An 18,743-nucleotide genomic window follows, 5' to 3' on the forward strand; every position below is an offset into this window, starting at 1 on the left:
CCTGCCGAAACAGGCACTCGGCCGATATTACGCGATCAAGGTTGGACTTGACTTGGCCGCACGCCTTGCGTCACAGGCAACGTGAACCAGCAGCTGGGAGCCGCCGATGGCCATCGCATTCACCTTTCCGGGGCAGGGCAGCCAGGCTGTCGGCATGGGCAAGGACCTCGCCGATACCTTTGTGGAATCGCGGCGGATCTTCGAGGAAGTTGACGACGCGCTCGGCGAAAACCTATCGAAGCTGATCTGGGAAGGCCCGGAAGAGACGCTGACGCTGACCGCCAACGCCCAGCCGGCGCTGATGGCGGTGTCGCTTGCCGCAATCCGGGCGCTGGAGGCGCGCGGCTTCTCCCTGAACGGCAAGGTCACCTATGTCGCCGGCCACTCGCTCGGCGAATATTCGGCACTTGCGGCCGCAGGTTTCGTTTCGGTCGCCGACGCCGCCCGGCTGTTGCGCATCCGCGGCAATGCCATGCAGGCGGCTGTGCCGGCCGGCGAGGGCGCCATGGCGGCGATCATCGGGCTGGAACAGGCCGACGTCGAAGCCGCTTGCGCAGAGGCCGCCCAGGGCGCCGCCAAAGATCCCGCACAAGCCTTGGTTTGCCAGATCGCCAATGACAATGGCGGCGGCCAGCTGGTGATCTCCGGCGCCAGGCCAGCGGTCGAACTGGCGGCGAGGCTATGCACGGAGAAGGGCGCCAAGCGGGCGCTGATGCTGCAGGTCTCGGCGCCCTTCCATTCGGCATTGATGAAGCCTGCGGCCGAGATCATGCGGGAGGCGCTGGCCGCCGTGACGAAGAGTGCGCCGGTCGTGCCGCTGGTCTCCAATGTTACGGTGACCCCGACGAGCGATCCCGACGAGATCGCCCGCCGACTCGTCGAACAGGTGATCGGGCGCGTGCGCTGGCGCGAAACGGTGGAGTGGTTCGGCAGCAACGGCGTTGTGACGCTTTACGAAGTGGGCGCCGGCAAGGTGCTGTCGGGGCTGGCCCGCCGCATCAACCGCGACATTGCCACCAGCAGCATCGGATCGGCGGCGGAGGTCGAGACGGCACTTGCCGCCTTGGGTGACCACGTAGCTTGAATTCATCAGTGCTTGCCGCTACATGAATACATGTATCGCAACAAGGTGCGGCATGCCCACATCGATCCGCCTTTCTCCTGAAGTCGAGCAGCGCCTGGATTTTCTCGCGGCCAAGACTGGTCGCAGCAAGGCCTACTATCTGCGCGAGCTCATTGAACGTGGTCTGGAGGACTTGGAGGATTACTACCTGGCTGCCGAAGTCGTTGAGCGGATCAGGCGTGGTGAAGAAGACGTCATGAGAGCCGAGGACTTCTGGCGTGGCCTGGACGCTTGAATACGCCCACTCGGCGCGAAAATTTGTCGAAAAACTGGATCCGCAGACACGTCACCGTATCCGTGATTTTATTGAAAACCGCATTGCCGTTCTCGACAACCCGCGTGAACTCGGCAAACCGCTGAAGGGCCCGCTCGCAACCTTTTGGAGATATCGCGTCGGGGATTATCGCATCATTTGCGATGTGCAGGATAACCGGCTCGTCATTCTGGTGGTAACCATAGGCCACCGCGGCAACGTTTACAGATAGCCGAACTCACCGGCCCGTATGATTGGCCAGTACGATTTGGGAAGAGGATAAAGCATGTTCGAATTGACCGGCCGCAAGGCGCTCGTCACCGGCGCATCGGGAGGTATAGGCGAGGCGATTGCCCGCGTGCTGCACGGCCAGGGCGCCATCGTCGGCCTGCATGGCACACGTATCGAGAAATTGGAGGCGCTGGCCGCCGAACTGGGCGACCGGGTCAAGCTTTTCCCGGCCAATCTTTCCAACCGCGACGACGTCAAGGCGCTCGGCCAGAAGGCGGAAGCTGACCTCGAAGGCGTCGACATCCTCGTCAACAATGCCGGCATCACCAAGGACGGGTTGTTCGTGCGCATGGCTGACGCCGACTGGGATAGCGTGCTCGAGGTCAACCTGACCGCCGTGTTCCGGCTGACCCGCGAGCTTACCCATCCGATGATGCGGCGCCGCCATGGCCGCATCATCAACATCACTTCAGTGGTTGGCGTCATGGGTAATCCCGGCCAGACCAACTATTGCGCCTCCAAAGCCGGTATGATCGGCTTTTCCAAATCGCTGGCGCAGGAGATCGCCACCCGCAATATCACCGTCAACTGCGTCGCCCCGGGCTTCATCGAATCGGCGATGACCGCCAAGCTCAACGACAAGCAGAAAGAGGCGATCATGGCGGCGATCCCGACCCGGCGCATGGGCACGGGCGCCGAAGTCGCCTCAGCCGTCGCCTACCTCGCTTCCAACGAGGCAGCCTACGTCACCGGCCAGACCATTCATGTGAATGGCGGCATGGCAATGATCTAACACTTGGGAAAACGCTTCATTCCGTCTTGGATGCACGGGATTTTTCGTGTAATGCCGCCCGCAACCCGGCGGTTCGGGCAAAAACCGGTCCTGTTCCGCTGCGTTTCCGGCAGGACCATCTTTCAGCTTGATTAGCGGCATTCTGCCCGCTAACGAAGACAGACAACCAAAAGACGAGGATGCCCAAATGAGTGACACCGCAGAGCGCGTCAAGAAGATCGTCATCGAGCACCTTGGCGTCGATGCCGACAAGGTGACGGAGCAGGCGAGCTTCATCGATGATCTGGGCGCGGACAGCCTCGACACGGTCGAACTTGTCATGGCGTTCGAAGAAGAGTTCGGTGTCGAAATCCCGGACGACGCCGCCGAGACCATCCTGACTGTTGGCGATGCGGTGAAATACATCGACAAGGCCTCCGCCTGACGCTATTTGCAGTCATCACCGGGGAGGACCTGCGATGAGGCGTGTCGTCGTCACGGGCCTTGGGCTGCTTTCGCCGTTCGGCATGGGCTTCGAGCACAGCTGGAAGGAGCTTCTGACCGGCCGCAGCGCAGCCAAGCGCATCACCGAATTCGAGGTGGAAGATCTTGCCTGCAAGGTCGCCCACGTCATTCCGCGCGGTGACGGCTCCAATGCCACTTTCAATCCTGAAGCCGTTCTCGAGCCGAAGGAACTGCGCAAGATCGGCGACTTCATTCTGTACGGGATCGCGGCCGCCGACGAGGCACTCAAGGATTCCGGCTGGCAGCCGAAGACGCATGAGGAACAGTGCGCCACCGGCGTGCTGATCGGTTCGGGCATCGGCGGCATCGAAGGCATCGCCGAGAATGCGATGATCCTCAAGGAACGCGGTCCGCGCCGCATCAGCCCATTCTTCATCCCTGGCCAGATCATCAACCTCGTCTCCGGTCAGGTCTCGATCCGGCATGGGCTGAAAGGCCCCAACCATGCCGTCGTCACCGCTTGCTCGACCGGTGCGCACGCCATCGGCGATGCCGCCCGGCTGATCATCTGGGGCGATGCCGACGTTATGGTCGCAGGCGGCGCCGAAGCGCCGGTGACGAGACTGTCGGTCGCCGGGTTCGCCGCTTGCCGCGCGCTCTCCACCGAGCGCAACGATGCGCCACAAACGGCCTCACGCCCCTATGATCGCGATCGCGACGGCTTCGTCATGGGCGAGGGCGCCGGTGTTGTCGTGCTCGAGGAGCTCGAACACGCCAAGGCCCGCGGCGCCAAGATCTATGCCGAGGTCACCGGCTACGGTCTGACCGGCGACGCCTATCACATCACCGCGCCTGCCGAGGACGGCGACGGCGCTTTCCGTTGCATGACCGCGGCGCTGAACCGGGCGAAGCTGACGCCGGCCGATGTCGACTACATCAACGCGCACGGCACCTCGACCATGGCCGATACGATCGAACTCGGCGCCGTCGAGCGGCTGGTCGGCAACGCCGCCTCGAAGATATCGATGTCGTCGACCAAATCGTCGATTGGCCACCTGCTGGGCGCGGCTGGTGCTGCCGAGGCGATCTTTTCGATCCTCGCCATTCGCGACAACATCGCGCCGCCGACCATCAATCTTGACAATCCGGAGCGCGAAACGGCGATCGACCTGGTGCCGCACAAGCCGCGGGCCCGGCAGATAGACGTGGCGCTGTCCAACTCCTTCGGCTTCGGTGGCACCAACGCCTCGCTCGTCTTCCAGCGCTACAATGGCTGACCGCTCTGCCGGTTTCCGTCTGCCGTCAATTTTGCCATATTCGCCCCTACTCTGCCCGAGGGGATTCGTCGCAAGATCAAATGGTAGGGCGCTATGAACACAAATCCGGCCGATAACGGGGAATTCGGGCAACGGCCAGCAACGCCCACGCCGGGCCCGATCGTGCCGAAGACGGCCAGCGAGGCGTTGCGGCCCGAGGCCGGCACGCCGCCGCCGAAGCGCTCGCGTGCCTCGCGCAGCCAGTTCGTCGTGTTCATGAACTTCGTCATCTCTTCGGTGATGCTGATGGTGCTGGCGGCAGGCGTTGCGCTGTATTTCGGCAAGCAGGAGTTCAACGAGCCCGGCCCGTCGGCCAATGGCGACACTTTCCTGGTCAAGCCGAATAGCGGCGTCCAGGAGATCGCCGACCAGCTTGAGCGGCGAGGGCTGATCAGCGACGCCCGCATTTTCCGCCTTGGCGTGCGCGCCTTCGGCAATGATTCCGCCCTGAAGGCCGGCGAATACGAGATCAAGCCGCAGGCGTCGATGCACGATATCATGGAACTGCTGAAGAGCGGCAAGTCGGTGATGTATTCGCTGACCATCCCCGAGGGGCTGACGGTCGAGCAGGCGCTGCAACGGATCGCCGAGCAGGACGCGCTGACCGGCGATATGCCGTCGACCACTCCACCTGAGGGCAGCCTCGCCACCGACACGCTGCGTTTCACCCGCGGCGCAACACGCCAGCAGATGGTCGACAAGCTTCTGGCCGACCAGAAGAAGCTGGTCGACGAGGTCTGGCAACGCCGAGCGCCGGATCTGCCGATCGCCAACGTTGAGGATTTTGTCACCCTGGCCTCTATCGTCGAGAAGGAGACCGGCAAGGGCGATGAACGCTCGCGCGTAGCCGCCGTCTTCCTCAACCGGCTGGCCAAGGGTATGCGGCTGCAGTCGGACCCGACCATCATCTACGGCCTGTTCGGCGGCAAAGGCAAACCCATCGACCGCCCGATCTATCAGTCGGACATCCAGAAGCCGACGCCCTACAACACCTATCTGATCAACGGGTTACCGCCGACGCCGATCGCCAATCCCGGCCGTGCGGCGCTGGAGGCTGTCGCCAATCCGTCGAAGACCAGCGATCTCTACTTCGTCGCCGACGGCAGCGGCGGGCACGTCTTTGCCTCGACGCTCGATGAGCATAACGAGAATGTCGCTCGCTACCGGGCACTGCTGAAAAAGCAGGCGCAGGACGCCGCCAAGGCCGGAGCAACCAATACCGGAGCCGACACGCCGGCGGGAGCCATCGTTGACGATGCAGGCCCCACCGTTGCCCAGTAGGGCCGGACGCCATCAGTTTGGCCCTGTGCATGTCCGGGTGGATGTGCAAGGGCTGCCATGGCATTGAAATTCACATGGTCCTGTCCGGAGAAAATCGCTCCGGCTTGAGGGGCATTCGGCAAAGGGACGCACGGCTACATGAACTTGCAGAGCATGACCGGTTTTGCGCGCAGTGTCGCCGAACACGACGGCACTTCGATTGCCTGGGAAGCCAAGTCCGTCAACGGCAAAAGCGTCGAGGTCAGGCTGCGGCTGCCGCAAGGTTTCGACCGGCTGGAGCCGGCCGTCCGGCAGACGGTGCAAAAGCGTTTTGCGCGCGGCAATTTCCAGATGACGCTGACCATTGGCCGCGCCGCCGGCGCGCAAGCGCAACCCGTGGTCAACGAGGCTTTCCTGAAGGATCTGGCGGGCTTGGCCAAGCGGCTGCAGGAGCAGTTCGGAGTAGCCCCTGCGGCGGCCGACGGCCTGCTTGCGCTGCGCGGCGTCCTCGACATTCCCGAAACCATCGAAACCGAAGAGGCGCGCAGTGCGCTCGATACCGCAATACTGTCGGCGCTGGAAGCAGCACTGAACGGGCTGCACCAGGCGCGCCAGGGCGAAGGTGCGGCACTTCGTTCCCTGCTGTCCGGCCATATCGATGCCATCGAGGCGCTGACGCTGCGGGCCGAGGCCGATCCATCACGCGAACCGGCCACGATCCGCGAAAGGCTCGCCGAGCAGATCCGCCTGTTGATGGACGCGTCTGCCAACCTGGACGCCAGCCGGCTGCATATGGAAGCGGCGTTCCTGGCCACCAAGGCCGACATACGCGAGGAGATCGACCGGCTGAAGACACATGTGGCGTCAGGCCGGGCGCTGCTCGGCGGCGGCGGCGCCATCGGCCGCAAGCTCGATTTCCTGGCACAGGAATTCAACCGCGAATCGAATACGCTGTGTTCCAAGTCGAATGCTGCCGCGGTCACCGCCATCGGGCTGGAACTGAAGGCGGTCGTCGACCAGTTTCGCGAACAGGTCCAGAATCTGGAATGATCCCGATGCCAAGCCACATGACTGCCAAGCCCCATGACCGCTAGGGATGTGGGTTCCCGCATTCGGCGCCGCGGGCTGATGCTGGTCTTGTCGTCGCCGTCAGGCGCCGGCAAGTCGACGATTGCGCGCAATCTGCTGGAGAGCGATTCCAGCCTGGAATTGTCGGTCTCGGTCACCACGCGGCCACGCCGCGGCAGCGAGATCGAGGGCGTCCATTACCACTTCCGTACCATGCGCGAGTTCGAGCGGCTGCGCGATTCCGATGCGCTGCTCGAATGGGCGGAGGTGCACGGCAATTGCTACGCGACGCCGCGCGAGCCGGCTGAACAGGCGCTGGCCGAAGGCCGCGACATGCTGTTCGACATCGACTGGCAAGGCGCTCAGCAGCTCAAGGAGAAGATGCGCGCCGACATCGTCTCGATATTCATCCTGCCGCCATCGATGAAGGAATTGAAGGCGCGGCTGAAGCGTCGCGCCGAGGACCAGGAAGCGGTGATCGAGACGCGGCTCAAGAACGCCCGCAACGAGATCGAGCACTGGAAGGAATATGATTTCGTCATCGTCAACGACGATCTCGACCGCGCTTTCGCCGAGGTGCGCGGCATCGTCACCGCCGAACGGCTCAGACGCGATCGCCGGCCCGGCCTGTTCGATTTCGTCTCGGGGCTGCTCGACGAGAAGACGGATTGATCAACGCGCTATCCCCTCGACCAGGATCAGATTGCGGCTGAGCGCGGCGTCGCGCAGCTCCAATGCAGCGGCGTATTTCGGCCGAGCGATACCAGCGCCGCGCCGTGTCCATGTCGGGGAATTCGACGATGATCAGCGGCCCGGGAGACCAGTCGCCTTCCAACATTTCCACCTTGCCACCGCGTACCAGATAGCGCCCGCCGTGCTGGGCGATGGAGGCAGCCGCGCGGATGCGATAAGCTTCGATCGCCTCTGCGTCGCGGATCGTGACGTCGGAAATGACATAGGCGGCCATTGCTTGTCTCCGGGCAGGTTTGTCCGGCTATCTATGGCCGTGAGAGCGGAAATTCCACGCAGACGCGTCCCGGCATCACACCGCGTTGGTCAGGCGAACGAACTCCTCGACGCTCAGCGTCTCGGCGCGCCTGGTCGGATCAATGCCGGCACGGGCAAGCAGCGCCTCGCCGCCGAGGCTTTTCACGCTCTGCCGCAGCATTTTCCGGCGCTGGCCAAACGCCGCTTCGGTGACGCGGCTGAGCCGTTTCACCTCTGCCGGCAAGGGGCTGGCGCGCGGCACCAGATGCACGACCGAGGACGTCACCTTGGGTGGCGGCGTGAACGCCTGCGGCGGCACGTCGAAGGCAATCCTCGCCTCCGTCCGCCAGCCTGCCAGCACGCCGAGCCGACCATAGGCATCGCTGCCGGGGCTGGCTGCAATGCGTTCGGCGACCTCGCGCTGGAACATCAGTGTCATCGATGTGTAGAAGGGCGGCCACTCGGTAACGGTCAGCCAGCGGATCAGCAATTCGGTGCCGATATTGTAGGGCAGGTTGGCAACGATTTTCGCCGGCCCGCCGCTTCCCGGCACTCCTTTTGCAAGCGCTGCAAAATCAGCTTTCAGCGCATCGCCGGCTACGATCTCTAGCCGGCCCGGATAGTGGTTCGCGATCTCGGCCAAGGCCGCCAGGCAGCGCTCATCGCGCTCGATGGCGACGACCCGCCGGGCGCCGTTGAGGAGCAGGGCCCGGGTCAGCCCGCCCGGACCGGGACCGACCTCGATAACCGTAACGTCGCTCAGGTCGCCGGCGGTTCGCGCAATCTTGCTTGTCAGGTTAAGGTCGAGCAGAAAATTCTGGCCCAGCGCCTTTTTCGCCTGCAGCCCATGGCGCTCGATCACCTCGCGCAGTGGCGGCAGGCCGTCTATGCTCATCGGGCTGGGCTCATCAGGCGGGCTCATCGGGTTAAGGCCATCGAATATGGCTGATTGGGCTCTGGGCCTACGGCCTTTTCCCGGTATCGGCAAGAACGCGAGCGAGTTTCAGCGCTGCAATCAGGCTGCCGGCACGGGCGATGCCCTTGCCGGCGATGTCGAAGGCGGTGCCGTGGTCGGGCGAGGTGCGGACGAAGGGCAGGCCGAGCGTGACGTTGACCGCCTCGTCAAACGCCAGCGCCTTGGCCGGGATCAGCGCCTGGTCGTGATACATACAGAGCGCCACGTCGTAGCCGGCGCGGGCGCGAGCATGAAACAGCGTGTCGGCCGGCAACGGCCCGAAGGCGTCGATCCCTTCCTGCCTCAGCCGGTCGACCGCCGGGCGCACGATCCGCTCGTCTTCGGTGCCCATGGTGCCGCCTTCGCCGGCATGCGGGTTGAGGCCGGCAATGGCGAGCCGCGGCTTGGCAATTCCGAAGCGGTTCGCAAGGTCGGCGGCGGTGATGCGGCCGGTGGCGACGATAAGGTCCGTCGTCAGCGCTTTCGGCACCTCGGCCAGCGCGATGTGGATGGTGACCGGCACGGTGCGCAGGTCCGGTCCGGCAAGCAGCATCACAGGCGTCACTTCGGTGCCGGTGTGAAGCGATGCCAGATGCGCCAGATATTCGGTGTGGCCGGGAAAGCGAAAGCCGGCGTCGTAGAGCGGCTTCTTGGCAATGGGGCAGGTGACGACCGCGGCAGCGCGGCCGGCCAGGCAATCGGCAACTGCGCAGTCGATCGCCTCGATGATGCCGGCGGCGTTGGCTGGATCCGGGCGGCCGGGACTGTCGACGAAACGGGCAGCAAGCGCCACCACCGGCAGCGCGCGCGAAAACACCCCCGGCGCTAACGCCGGCGTCGTCTCGGCAATCGCGATATCGGTGCCGAGCCTGTGCGCTCGCGCGGCAATCAGTGCCGGATCGGCAAGGAGATAAAATGACGGAACGCCAGCGCTTTCGCGGGCCTGCCAAGCAGCGATGGCGATGTCCGGCCCCAGGCCGGACGGATCGCCGACGCTCAACGCCAGCGAAAGCTCTGCGTCAGCCACGGCGCGTCGACTTCAGCGCTCGATTATGCGGGCTTTCTTCCGCAACTCCTCGACATATTTCTTCGAGAGTTCGTCGGCGTTCTTGTCGCTCGAACCTTCACTCTGGAACACCATCTGCGCGGCTTTGTCGTCTGACACTTCGCGCGACGAGCAGATGCCGATGAATTCGACACCGCGGTCGGTTTCGCGCGTCGTGGTGGCGCCGCCGACCTTTGTAGCCTTTATCTGCTCGGCCCAGTCCGCCGGCAATTGCGGCGCCAGCACCCGGCCGAGATCGCGAACGGTGACATCGATCAGGCCCTTGGCGAATTCGCGCGTGGTGTTGCAGCCGTTGAAGCGGGCGCGCATAGCGTCGGCTTCGCGTTTGCGCTTGGCCAGCGTCGCGCTGCGCTCGGCCGCCGGCACCACGAAGATGACCTGCTGCAGCATGTACTCTGTGGCGCTCGGTTTGCTGCCGCCTTTTTCGAGCATGCGCTTGACGAGGTCCTGCTCGCTCATGGCGCCGCCGCCGTCGCTAGAACGGTGACGCGCGGTCAGCGCCTGGTTCCAGGCCATCTGCGCCCGGATAAAGTCCTTGAAATGCTCCTTGGTGACGCCGGATTGCGCCATCGCGCCGTCAAGCTGCTTGAGCGGCATCTTGTTGCTGGTGGCGAAACGCTGATAAGCGGCATCGACCTGCTCGTCGCTGATGCGGATGCCGAGCCGCCGGGCTTCGGCCAGGCGCAGCGTCTGGTCGATCATTTCCTGGCCGGCATCGCCCTTTCTGTGCTGCAGGCGCAGGAAAGCGGCCCGATGCTGGATGTCGCCGGTGGTGATCGGTATATTGTTGACGACGTATTTGATCTCGGTGGCGAAAACTGGCCGCGTCACCGCGGTGGTCGAGAACGCCACCAGCAGCGCGAACCCTGCCGAAAAGAGGTATTTCCTCATCGAAAGCATCCCAATTCCATCCCGATTCAGCCGAACCTATCCCAGTTCAGGCCGTCAAAATTCGTGCCTGCTCTATGCGGCGAAACAATGTCGTCCGCCAGCCGCCCCGTTGCCGACCGCTGCCCGTTATTGAATGGTGTCGATGGAGCGTTGCGACGAGCCGAAATCGCCGAGCGTGCGGAACGACAGGTTGAAGCCGACGTTCTGCGATACTTCCTTGGTGTTCAGGTCACGTCTTTCCGAAAACGTCATCAAATAGGTAAAGCACGAATCACTATAGGCAAAGCCGACCCCGTCCTTGACCAGAACGCTCTGCTCCAGATCATATGTGCCGGTGCCAAAGACGCGCCAATTCTCGGCAAGATGTGTCGAGGCGCCGAGCGTAACCTCATGGCGATCGGTTGAGAAGCCATAGAGTGGCTGCGCCTGGATGAAGGCGTATTTGGCGCTCAGCGATACCGGCAGGCCTGAAAAGGCGGCCTTTACCTCAGCGCGGCGGATCTCGAAGCTTTGCTCGTCGAAACGGCCGCTGACCGAGCCGGAAAACCCGCTGGGGCTGTTGAAGCCGACAAGGCCGACATAGTCGGAGGTTGCAGTTTCAAGGCCTGAATAGGCGCCGACATTGACCAGGTCCGGCGTGCCGAACGAGTTCTGGCCGCCCAGCTGGTAGGATTGGCCGAACACCGCATTGGTGCCCCAGCCATTGTCGTATGCGCCGGAATAGCGCAGCCCGACATTGGCGCGTGTGCCGCCTTCCATGCGGTCGTAGCCCGAGAATTTGTCGCGCTCGAACAGCGTCGTGGCGTCGAAGACGAAGCTCTGGGCGTCCTCGTTGGGGACCGCCAGCCCGCCGACATATTGCTCGTTCGGACGCATGAATACCTGCGCCATCGGTTCGAAAACATGGCTGGAACTGGTCATCGAAAACAGCACCGGCCAGCGCATCTCAAGGCCGGCGGTCGCCATGTAGCGGGCAAGCGATGAACGCATATCGTCCTCGACGCCGAGATTGGTCGCCATCTGGTTGACGGCGTCGAGCGAGGCCGAGGAGGCGTTGACGTAGCCGGCGTCGCCGCGCAGCGCCAGGAGCGGTGTCAGCAGCAGCCCGCCATCGGTGGTGAAGGTGCGCTTCCATTCGGCTTCCGCGGTAAGGCGCCCGGATTGACCGTCGATGCCGCGGACGTTGTTGACGGACGAAGGGATGCCCGAATTTGCAAGAGCCGTATCGAGCCTGTCGCGGTCAATGACCCGCGCGTTGACGTCGAACGATAGCTGCCCGCCGGCCACCGGCATGTCGGGGATATAGGCGTAGTCGAGCGAGGGTAGCACCCAGGGCTGCTTGGCGGCGCGTGCAGTCGGATCGCTGGCGAGCGTGTCTTCCTGAACCTCGAAGTGCATGGCGCGCACGTCGAAGTAATTGCGATCGTTGAGCCCCGTCAGGTACACCTCGGAGCGGTGCACGCTATCGTTAAAGCCATCGATGTCGTAGGTGCGCGCGAAATTCTTGTCGCTCTGCAGCAGGATGTCCCAGCCGAAGTCCCAGCGCGGGTTGATGGCGAACTGGCCCTGGGTGCCCATCATGCCGCGGAACCTGTTCGGGTCGCCTTCGGTACCCGAATTCACGTTGTGGCCATTGTCGTCGATGAAGGCGTCGGGATTCTCCTGCCGGATGCCCGCAATCTTCAGGCTGTACTGACCGTTGTTGAAGCGCTGCCTCCACTCGGCCTCACCGAGGAAACCTTGCTTGGTATAGCCGCTGCCAGTGACAGTGAGATCGTAGGTCGGCGAGAGCGCGAAATAATAGGGGACTTTAACACCGACGCCGAGATCGCTCTTGTAGGCGACGCCGGGGATCAGGAAGCCGCTCTTGCGCTTGACCGTTGGGTCGGCGATCTCGAAAGCCGGCAGATAGGCCAGCGGAAAGCCGAAGAACTCGAAATTCGAGTTCTCGAAGCGAACCGTCTTCTTCTCGCCGTTCCAGATGATCTTCCTGGCCTTGATACGCCAGGTCGGCGCTTTGTCGGGCTTGTCCTCGCACGGCTCGCAGGCGGTGTAGACGCCATTGTGGAACGTCGTCAGCACGCCGCCCATGCGCTCCGCGCTTTCGGCGGCGAAATACGCCTTGTCTATGGTCTCGACCCGCAGCGCGTTGACGAAGCCGTCGGCGAAATCGTCAGTGATGTCGGCATGTTGCGAATAGATTTTGGTGCCGTCGCTATTGACGAGTTCGACATTGCCGCTGGCGACGAGGCGTTTGGTGTTGCGGTTGTATTCGACCCGCTGGGCGACGAGACGGTTGCCGCCGTAGTCGATCTGGACGCCACCGACGGCCGTCACTGTCTGCTTGTCGTTGTCGTAGACCAGCGTATCGGCTGCCAACAGCATCTGCGTGCCGCTCGGAACCTTCGTTGCCAGCTCACTGACGTCCTGGGCGAAAGCCGGAGCAACCGGGGCGGCGCTGGCAAGCAGGCATGCCAAGGCGCTCGCCGCAGAGAGGCGTGCCAAACCGGCGTGCCTATGGCTGCGCAAAACCGCCTCCCTCACTAGCCGTCTTCCTTGTATAGCAGGAATGTCACCCCGAAGAACATAGCCACGACAACCGGGACCCAAGCCGCTACGGCCGTGGGTACGAATCCCGCTACGCCGAATGCCTTGACCAGCACCGAAACGACATAAAGCAGAAACCCGGCCACGATGCCACCCAGAATCATCGTTGCCGACTGCCCCATCCTCGCAAATCGCATTGATACCGTTGCCGCAATCAGCGTCATCGCGACAAGCAGGAACGGCAGCGCAATCAGGGAATTGAACTGCATGGCGAAGGCATTTGCCTTGAGGCCGAAGGAGCGGGCCACTTCGATCTTGCCGGGCAGATCGTAGAAGGGAATGGTCTCAGGGCGCGCCAACCGCTCTTGCACGAATTCCGGCTTGAGATTGGTCGGCAGCCGATCGCTGGGTAACGACTGGATGGTACCGTCCCGGAACACCTTGACGTCCTGCAATTCCCAGTAGCCGTCCCGCAAAAAGGCGCGCGCCGCATCCTTGCGCTCGATGATGTCGCCTTGCGGGCTGAAGCTGAAGAAGACCGCGTCGGCCATCTCCAGGCCTTGATTAAGAATGGCGCGCGCGCCGATGATGGTATCGCCGGCGTTGGTTTTCTGCCTGATCCAGGGCGCAGCATCGGCCGAGACGCTGTTCGACTTGCCCGAACGGAGCTGGGTCTCGATCTCCTCGGACCAGGAATAGGCGTGCGCGGCTACCGGATTGATGACGCCGACCGACAAGGCTCCAAACAGCAGCGCCCCGATGCAGCACGGCAGCAGGAATTGCCATGCGGAAACCCCGGCGGAACGGGCAATGACCAATTCGTATTTGCGGTTGAGCGACACCAACGTCGCCATCGCCGAGAACAGGCCGACGAACGGCACCGTCTGCAGCATGATCATCGGCATCCTGAGCCCCGAAATGGCGAACGCAGTTGCGTAGGTGAAGCCCGGCACGCCAGTCGTGCGGCCGGAAAGCTCGGTGAAATCGATCAGGAACACCAGCGCCAAGAGGCCGATGAAGAACCAGATGGTGATCGTCACATAGCGAAAGAAGAAGTACCGACCCAGAGTCCAGCCCATCAGCCGGCTCCCTGTCCGGATGCGCCACGCCCGGCAAAACGGAGCTTGATGGCGCTCCAGCCGTCACTGAAGCGGCCGGCAAGATTGGTTATCCAATCGGCCCAGGCAACCGGCAGTTCCATGGTCCGGTTGGAAACAATGAACCAGATGGCGATCGCCGATGCCACGATCGGGACGCCGTAGACCATATAGGCATATTGCGGCACCTTGTCGGCCTTGCCGGCGGCAAAGAACCCGAGCCAGCGCACGAACAGCGCGATCGCGATTGCCGTGATCAGCGGGTGCACACGCGCCTCGCGATGCGAGCGCGCATCTCCGGCAACGGCGAGCGCGATCAGCGCGAAGACGAGCGAATAGGACCACTCGGAAAAACGCTGGTTGAGCTCGGCCAGGTACCTGTTCGGCTTTTGCTGGTACATCTTGTCGTTCGGACTGGGATTGAGCAGATACTGGGTCGTCCGGTCCTTCGGCAAAAGCAGGATATCAGATGATGCCGACATGAAAGCGGACAAGTCGAAGGCGTAGGAGGTGAACCGGATCACCGAGAGGTCGCCGGTCATGGTTTTGCGATGGATGACGCCGTCATTCATCATCAGCACCTTCTCGTCGCCGCGTTCGATGATGCTGCCGGTCTTGGCGTAGTAGATGAGATTGACGCCTTCTTCGCGCGAATCGGCGACGAAGATGCCGCCGAGGCGGTTGTCGGGAAGCCGTTCGCCAACCTGCAGGAACAGGCCGTCGTCGATCTTGCGGAAGGTGCCTTCCTGGATGATCAACGACAACAGATCGGCACGCGATGACGCAATCAACTCGCGGTTCTTCTGGCGTGCGTAAGGGTCGACGCCATTGTCGACGGCGAAGGAAAAAACGCTGGCTGCAAGTGCCAGAAGCATGATCGGCCTGACGATGGTCCAGCGTGAAGCGCCGGCGGCATTGATGACGGCCAGCTCCGAATCAGAATTCATCACGCTGAGGATCTGGGCGACCGCGACCACCAGGGCGAACGGCACGACGATCGGAACGATCGTCGGGATGATCAGCGCTGCGACTTCGAAGAAGGTGAGGGCCGACTGACCGCTATCGGTGACGAGGTCGATGCGGGCGAGCACCTGAGTCGTCCAGACGATCGCCAGCGTCCAGACGAGCGCCAGCGCGAATACCGCGAAAGCACGGCGCATGATGTAACGTTCAACGACCTTCATGAAGGCTTTTCTCGGCGATTTCGAACGGCATCATGCCTTGGAACAAGGTAGTCGTCCGGCGCCGGCTGCACAACTGGCTCAGTTTGGCGGTTCGATCCGGGTTCAGTCCCGGATCGCAAAATCCGCTGGGCCGGAGTGTCGGCGGCAATGGATAAGAAAGAGCGAACATTGTTGGTTAACAACAGGTTGCGGCGGGAAGCGGGGCCGTGCCGCGACGAATCGTGGATGGTTCGATATCGCATATGGGAGCGATTTCGGCCAAAGTCTTGTCAAATGCGGCAAAACGACCAAATGTCGCGCCGGTCGCGACCGCCGCGGCGTGATAAGACGGGTCAGGATCTGTTGAGCCCCAGCATGGAAGCGGAAAAATTGCGCAGTCTTACCGGTCGGGAAGCCGTTTTTGACGGCGCGATCGTGGTCGGAGCCGGCGCGGCCGGCCTTGCCGCCGCTCATGCCTTGATGAAGGCCGGCGTACCGACGCTCGTCCTGGAAAAGGAGAGCCGGCTTGCCGAACCCTGGCATAGGCGGCACCAGCGGCTGCACCTCAATACGCATCGCGATCTCTCGACGCTGCCCGGCGTCGGCTATCCCGCAGGCACCCCGGCTTTTCCGCATAAATCGGCCGTCATTCGCCATCTGAACGATTTCAGCCAGGCGCATGGTCTGCCGGTCGCATTCGGCGTTGCCGTTGAAGAGATCACGTTCGACGGCGATCACTGGACCGTGCGGACGAACGCCGGACGTCGTCTGGCGCGTCATGTCGTCGTCGCCACCGGGCGCGATCGGCAGCCGTTTATTCCTGCGTGGAAAGGCATGAAGGATTTTGCAGGCCGGATTATCCATTCGGCCGATTTTGGCGAGGCGAAGGACTACGTCGGCAAAAGGGTGCTGGTCGTCGGAGCCGGCAATTCGGGGTTCGACGCACTCAACCATCTTGCGAATGCAGATGCCCAAAGCATCTGGCTGTCGGCCCGCAACGGCCCGTCGCTGCTGCCGAAACGCATCGGCAAGGTCGCCGTCCACAGGCTTTCACCGTTGATGGCGAGCTTGCCGGTGCGGCTGGCCGATGCGGTGATGGCGACAACCCAGCACCTGGTTTTCGGCGACCTGACGAAATTTGGGCTTCCGCCGGCTCCCATAGGCGGTGCGAGCCGTCTGAGCGCCGACTACACCGCGATCGCAGCCGATGACGGCGCGGTTCGCGCCATAAAGGCAGGCACGATCGTGGTGGTGCCACCATTGCGGGAATTTACCCACGACGGCATCGTATTGAATGACGGCAGGTCGATCACGCCCGATATCGTCATTGCGGCGACCGGCTATCGCACCGGTCTGGAGCAGATGTTCGGCAAGCTCGGCGTTCTCGACGGCAAGGGCGTTCCGCTTTTCAACGGCGGCGATGCCGATCCGAAATTGCCCGGTCTGTGGTTTACCGGCATGCGGCCGAGCATTCGCGGTTGTTTCGCCAACGCCCGCATTCAGGCCAGGGCGATAGCGGCGCGGATTGTCAACCAGCGATGATGAGCCGGACTATGCCGACTGTTCCGCCCGCAATAGACACGCCTTGTTGAAAGGTGCTCGAACCGAAAGGTCAATGGTCATGACGCCAGTCAGCATTCGCTACATGGTCGATGATGTCGCCGCCTCGATCGACTTCTACTGTGGACATCTGGGCTTCGCTGTTGAACAGGACGCGCGACCGGCTTTTGCTTCCGTCACACGCGGCGCTTTACGGCTCCTTCTAAGCGGCCCCGGCAGTTCGGGTGCACGGGCGATGCCGGATGGCCGGCAGCCGGTGCCAGGAGGTTGGAATCGCATCCTGTTGGTGGTGCCGGACCTGAAAGAAGAGGTTGCGCGCCTCAAGAGTGCTGGACTTGTCTTTCGCAACGATATCATAACGGGCGTCGGCGGTTCCCAGACGCTGCTCGAAGACCCATCGGGCAATGTCATCGAGCTGTTTCAACCCGCCGCTCACTGACGAACGTTTCTCGCAATAATCCAACTCACTTCCCCGAAAGCAGGACATGATGAATTCGAGACCCTCGATCGCCTTTGCCAAATTCGCCGCGCCCAAAAAAGGCAGCGTTTTCGTTCTGGTGGCCGACGAGGGCGGCCTCAGCGATGCCGCCAGGGCTTGCGATCCGGCAAAGACCCTCGAGCGGGCTTTCCCGGTCGCCGACTTCACCGGCAAATTCGCCAGCCTGGTCGAAGTGCTGGCACCGGAAGGGACATCGCTCGAGCGGCTGGTGGCGGTCGGTGCCGGCAAGGGCTCCAATCTCGATGATTATGCCTGGCTGAAGCTCGGCGGCACGATTGCCGCGTCCTTTCGCAAGGCAACCGAAGTGGCCGTCGTGCTCGATCTTCCCGGTGCGGCCGTCAGCGGCAGGCAAGCCGTTCAGCTTGCAGCGGGCATCCTGCTGCGCAGCTATTCCTTCGACAAGTACAAGACCAAAAAGAACAATGGTGACGACAGGCGCGAGCCAAAAAAGCCGGTCAAGGTGACTATTCACACCGCCGATCCGGCAGCTGCAAAGAAGGCCTTCGCCGATGAAGCGGCGGTGATCGACGGCGTCTTGCTGGCGCGCGATTTGGTCAATGAACCGGCCAATGTTTTGGGACCGGTGGAATTCGCCGCCCGCATCGCCGAACTGGAGGCGCTCGGCGTCACGGTCGAGATCCTGGCCGAGAAGGAGATGAAGAAGCTCGGCATGGGTTCGCTGCTGGGCGTAGCGCAGGGTTCGCCGCGTGGCGCCCGCATCGCGGTCATGCGGTGGGACGGCGGCAAGGCCAAGGAAAGCCCGGTCGCCTTCGTCGGCAAGGGCGTCACCTTCGACACCGGCGGCAATTCGATCAAGCCGGCGTCGGGCATGGAGGACATGAAGGGCGACATGGGCGGCGCTGCTGCCGTCACCGGCCTGATGCACGCGCTGGCCGCGCGCAAGGCGAAGGTCAATGTCGTCGGCATTGTCGGGCTGGTTGAAAATGCCGTCGACGGCCACGCTCAGCGACCCGGCGACATTGTCACCTCGATGTCGGGTCAGACTATCGAAGTGCTCAATACCGACGCCGAGGGCCGCCTGGTACTGGCCGATGCGCTCTGGTACTGCAACGACCGCTTCCAGCCGAAATTCATGATCAATCTGGCGACGCTGACCGGCGCCATCATGGTCGCGCTCGGCCAGCATTATGCCGGCCTGTTCTCCAACAATGACGAGTTGGCGGACCGGTTGACGGCGGCCGGACAGGCGACGCAGGAGCGGGTGTGGCGCATGCCGCTCGGTGCCGAATACGACAAGCTGATCGATTCCAAGAATGCTGACATGAAGAACATCGGCGGCCGCCATGGCGGCGCCATTATCGCCGCGCAGTTCCTGCAGCGCTTCGTCAAGGACACGCCCTGGGCGCATCTCGACATCGCCGGCACCGCGATGGGCGCGCCTTCCAACGAGATCAACCAGTCATGGGCTTCAGGCTTCGGCGTCAGGCTGCTCGACCGGCTGGTGCGCGATCATTACGAGCAATGAGCGG

The 18,743-nt window shown here is 62.8% G+C and carries 19 protein-coding genes; 12 read left to right on the plus strand and 7 right to left on the minus strand.

Annotated features, from left to right (window positions below; translation table 11 throughout):
* Positions 1 to 106: 106 nt before the first annotated feature.
* The 9 genes from fabD to gmk all read left to right on the plus strand — a co-directional run bounded on the left by fabD (position 107) and on the right by gmk (position 7,160).
* Complete coding sequence (gene fabD / locus NKH99_RS06740) at positions 107 to 1,084, plus strand: ACP S-malonyltransferase (protein ID WP_352471091.1); 978 nt, start codon at positions 107 to 109, stop codon at positions 1,082 to 1,084.
* A gap of 52 nt (positions 1,085 to 1,136) precedes the next feature.
* Positions 1,137 to 1,358, plus strand: coding sequence for a type II toxin-antitoxin system RelB family antitoxin (gene relB, locus NKH99_RS06745; protein ID WP_352467166.1), 222 nt, complete (start codon positions 1,137 to 1,139; stop codon positions 1,356 to 1,358).
* The gene (locus NKH99_RS06750) at positions 1,342 to 1,608 is read left to right on the plus strand and encodes a type II toxin-antitoxin system RelE family toxin (protein ID WP_352471092.1); all 267 of its coding nucleotides are present in this window, start codon (positions 1,342 to 1,344) and stop codon (positions 1,606 to 1,608) included. The genes relB and NKH99_RS06750 overlap by 17 nt, the downstream gene beginning before the upstream one ends.
* Positions 1,609 to 1,662: 54 nt before the next feature.
* The gene (gene fabG / locus NKH99_RS06755; protein ID WP_352471093.1) at positions 1,663 to 2,400 is read left to right on the plus strand and encodes a 3-oxoacyl-[acyl-carrier-protein] reductase; all 738 of its coding nucleotides are present in this window, start codon (positions 1,663 to 1,665) and stop codon (positions 2,398 to 2,400) included.
* 187 nt (positions 2,401 to 2,587) lie between these two features.
* Complete coding sequence (locus NKH99_RS06760) at positions 2,588 to 2,824, plus strand: acyl carrier protein (RefSeq protein ID WP_006203723.1); 237 nt, start codon at positions 2,588 to 2,590, stop codon at positions 2,822 to 2,824.
* A gap of 34 nt (positions 2,825 to 2,858) precedes the next feature.
* A complete protein-coding gene (fabF, locus tag NKH99_RS06765; RefSeq protein ID WP_352454402.1) occupies positions 2,859 to 4,121 on the plus strand; it encodes a beta-ketoacyl-ACP synthase II in 1,263 nt (420 codons plus the stop codon).
* A gap of 93 nt (positions 4,122 to 4,214) precedes the next feature.
* Entirely contained in the window at positions 4,215 to 5,441 is a 1,227-nt protein-coding gene (gene mltG / locus NKH99_RS06770) for an endolytic transglycosylase MltG (protein WP_353013317.1), read from the plus strand.
* 138 nt (positions 5,442 to 5,579) lie between these two features.
* Positions 5,580 to 6,470: a YicC/YloC family endoribonuclease gene (locus NKH99_RS06775; protein WP_352471095.1), complete on the plus strand. Its 891-nt coding sequence runs from the start codon at positions 5,580 to 5,582 to the stop codon at positions 6,468 to 6,470.
* 33 nt (positions 6,471 to 6,503) lie between these two features.
* On the plus strand, positions 6,504 to 7,160 hold the full coding sequence (gene gmk, locus NKH99_RS06780; protein ID WP_023677701.1) for a guanylate kinase: 657 nt from the start codon (positions 6,504 to 6,506) through the stop codon (positions 7,158 to 7,160).
* Here gmk and NKH99_RS06785 read toward each other — a convergent pair.
* The 7 genes from NKH99_RS06785 to lptF all read right to left on the minus strand — a co-directional run bounded on the left by NKH99_RS06785 (position 7,093) and on the right by lptF (position 15,215).
* The gene (locus tag NKH99_RS06785) at positions 7,093 to 7,455 is read right to left on the minus strand and encodes a DUF1330 domain-containing protein (RefSeq protein ID WP_502900005.1); all 363 of its coding nucleotides are present in this window, start codon (positions 7,453 to 7,455) and stop codon (positions 7,093 to 7,095) included. The genes gmk and NKH99_RS06785 overlap by 68 nt on opposite strands.
* 75 nt (positions 7,456 to 7,530) lie before the next feature.
* Positions 7,531 to 8,370 carry a 16S rRNA (adenine(1518)-N(6)/adenine(1519)-N(6))-dimethyltransferase RsmA gene (rsmA, locus tag NKH99_RS06790; protein WP_352567435.1) on the minus strand — a complete coding sequence of 280 codons (840 nt, stop codon included), beginning with the start codon at positions 8,368 to 8,370 and terminating at the stop codon, positions 7,531 to 7,533.
* Positions 8,371 to 8,437: 67 nt separating this feature from the next.
* Positions 8,438 to 9,457 (minus strand): 4-hydroxythreonine-4-phosphate dehydrogenase PdxA, encoded by a 1,020-nt coding sequence (pdxA, locus tag NKH99_RS06795; RefSeq protein ID WP_352615817.1) that lies wholly within the window; start codon positions 9,455 to 9,457, stop codon positions 8,438 to 8,440.
* 12 nt (positions 9,458 to 9,469) lie between these two features.
* Positions 9,470 to 10,396: a peptidylprolyl isomerase gene (locus NKH99_RS06800; RefSeq protein ID WP_352453231.1), complete on the minus strand. Its 927-nt coding sequence runs from the start codon at positions 10,394 to 10,396 to the stop codon at positions 9,470 to 9,472.
* A gap of 117 nt (positions 10,397 to 10,513) precedes the next feature.
* Positions 10,514 to 12,931 (minus strand): LPS-assembly protein LptD, encoded by a 2,418-nt coding sequence (locus tag NKH99_RS06805; RefSeq protein WP_352542725.1) that lies wholly within the window; start codon positions 12,929 to 12,931, stop codon positions 10,514 to 10,516.
* The gene (lptG, locus tag NKH99_RS06810; protein WP_023677695.1) at positions 12,931 to 14,016 is read right to left on the minus strand and encodes an LPS export ABC transporter permease LptG; all 1,086 of its coding nucleotides are present in this window, start codon (positions 14,014 to 14,016) and stop codon (positions 12,931 to 12,933) included. Before lptG ends, NKH99_RS06805 begins: the two co-directional genes overlap by 1 nt.
* Positions 14,013 to 15,215, minus strand: a complete 1,203-nt coding sequence (gene lptF, locus NKH99_RS06815; protein ID WP_352471099.1) for an LPS export ABC transporter permease LptF — start codon at positions 15,213 to 15,215, stop codon at positions 14,013 to 14,015. Before lptF ends, lptG begins: the two co-directional genes overlap by 4 nt.
* A 354-nt stretch (positions 15,216 to 15,569) precedes the next feature.
* On the opposite strand from lptF, the gene NKH99_RS06820 reads away from it, so the two are divergent.
* The 3 genes from NKH99_RS06820 (at position 15,570) to NKH99_RS06830 (ending at position 18,739) form a co-directional block, all read left to right on the plus strand.
* The gene (locus tag NKH99_RS06820) at positions 15,570 to 16,736 is read left to right on the plus strand and encodes a flavin-containing monooxygenase (RefSeq protein WP_352771654.1); all 1,167 of its coding nucleotides are present in this window, start codon (positions 15,570 to 15,572) and stop codon (positions 16,734 to 16,736) included.
* A gap of 73 nt (positions 16,737 to 16,809) precedes the next feature.
* Complete coding sequence (locus NKH99_RS06825) at positions 16,810 to 17,193, plus strand: VOC family protein (protein WP_352471101.1); 384 nt, start codon at positions 16,810 to 16,812, stop codon at positions 17,191 to 17,193.
* A 49-nt stretch (positions 17,194 to 17,242) separates the two neighbouring features.
* Positions 17,243 to 18,739, plus strand: a complete 1,497-nt coding sequence (locus NKH99_RS06830; protein ID WP_352771661.1) for a leucyl aminopeptidase — start codon at positions 17,243 to 17,245, stop codon at positions 18,737 to 18,739.
* Positions 18,740 to 18,743 lie beyond the last annotated feature (4 nt).

Source organism: Mesorhizobium sp. M0854 (genome assembly GCF_040319815.1).
In the GTDB taxonomy this organism is placed as follows: domain Bacteria; phylum Pseudomonadota; class Alphaproteobacteria; order Rhizobiales; family Rhizobiaceae; genus Mesorhizobium.

What these genes read in the sequence shown, in the direction of transcription:
- fabD (WP_352471091.1), top strand. Translation starts at nt 107, where the DNA reads ATGGCCATCGCATTCACCTTTCCGGGGCAGGGCAGCCAGGCTGTCGGC.
- relB (WP_352467166.1), top strand. Translation starts at nt 1,137, where the DNA reads ATGCCCACATCGATCCGCCTTTCTCCTGAAGTCGAGCAGCGCCTGGAT.
- fabG (WP_352471093.1), top strand. Translation starts at nt 1,663, where the DNA reads ATGTTCGAATTGACCGGCCGCAAGGCGCTCGTCACCGGCGCATCGGGA.
- NKH99_RS06760 (WP_006203723.1), top strand. Translation starts at nt 2,588, where the DNA reads ATGAGTGACACCGCAGAGCGCGTCAAGAAGATCGTCATCGAGCACCTT.
- fabF (WP_352454402.1), top strand. Translation starts at nt 2,859, where the DNA reads ATGAGGCGTGTCGTCGTCACGGGCCTTGGGCTGCTTTCGCCGTTCGGC.
- mltG (WP_353013317.1), top strand. Translation starts at nt 4,215, where the DNA reads ATGAACACAAATCCGGCCGATAACGGGGAATTCGGGCAACGGCCAGCA.
- NKH99_RS06775 (WP_352471095.1), top strand. Translation starts at nt 5,580, where the DNA reads ATGAACTTGCAGAGCATGACCGGTTTTGCGCGCAGTGTCGCCGAACAC.
- gmk (WP_023677701.1), top strand. Translation starts at nt 6,504, where the DNA reads ATGACCGCTAGGGATGTGGGTTCCCGCATTCGGCGCCGCGGGCTGATG.
- NKH99_RS06785 (WP_502900005.1), bottom strand. Translation starts at nt 7,455, where the DNA reads ATGGCCGCCTATGTCATTTCCGACGTCACGATCCGCGACGCAGAGGCG.
- rsmA (WP_352567435.1), bottom strand. Translation starts at nt 8,370, where the DNA reads ATGAGCATAGACGGCCTGCCGCCACTGCGCGAGGTGATCGAGCGCCAT.
- NKH99_RS06800 (WP_352453231.1), bottom strand. Translation starts at nt 10,396, where the DNA reads ATGCTTTCGATGAGGAAATACCTCTTTTCGGCAGGGTTCGCGCTGCTG.
- lptF (WP_352471099.1), bottom strand. Translation starts at nt 15,215, where the DNA reads ATGAAGGTCGTTGAACGTTACATCATGCGCCGTGCTTTCGCGGTATTC.
- NKH99_RS06820 (WP_352771654.1), top strand. Translation starts at nt 15,570, where the DNA reads ATGGAAGCGGAAAAATTGCGCAGTCTTACCGGTCGGGAAGCCGTTTTT.
- NKH99_RS06825 (WP_352471101.1), top strand. Translation starts at nt 16,810, where the DNA reads ATGGTCATGACGCCAGTCAGCATTCGCTACATGGTCGATGATGTCGCC.
- NKH99_RS06830 (WP_352771661.1), top strand. Translation starts at nt 17,243, where the DNA reads ATGAATTCGAGACCCTCGATCGCCTTTGCCAAATTCGCCGCGCCCAAA.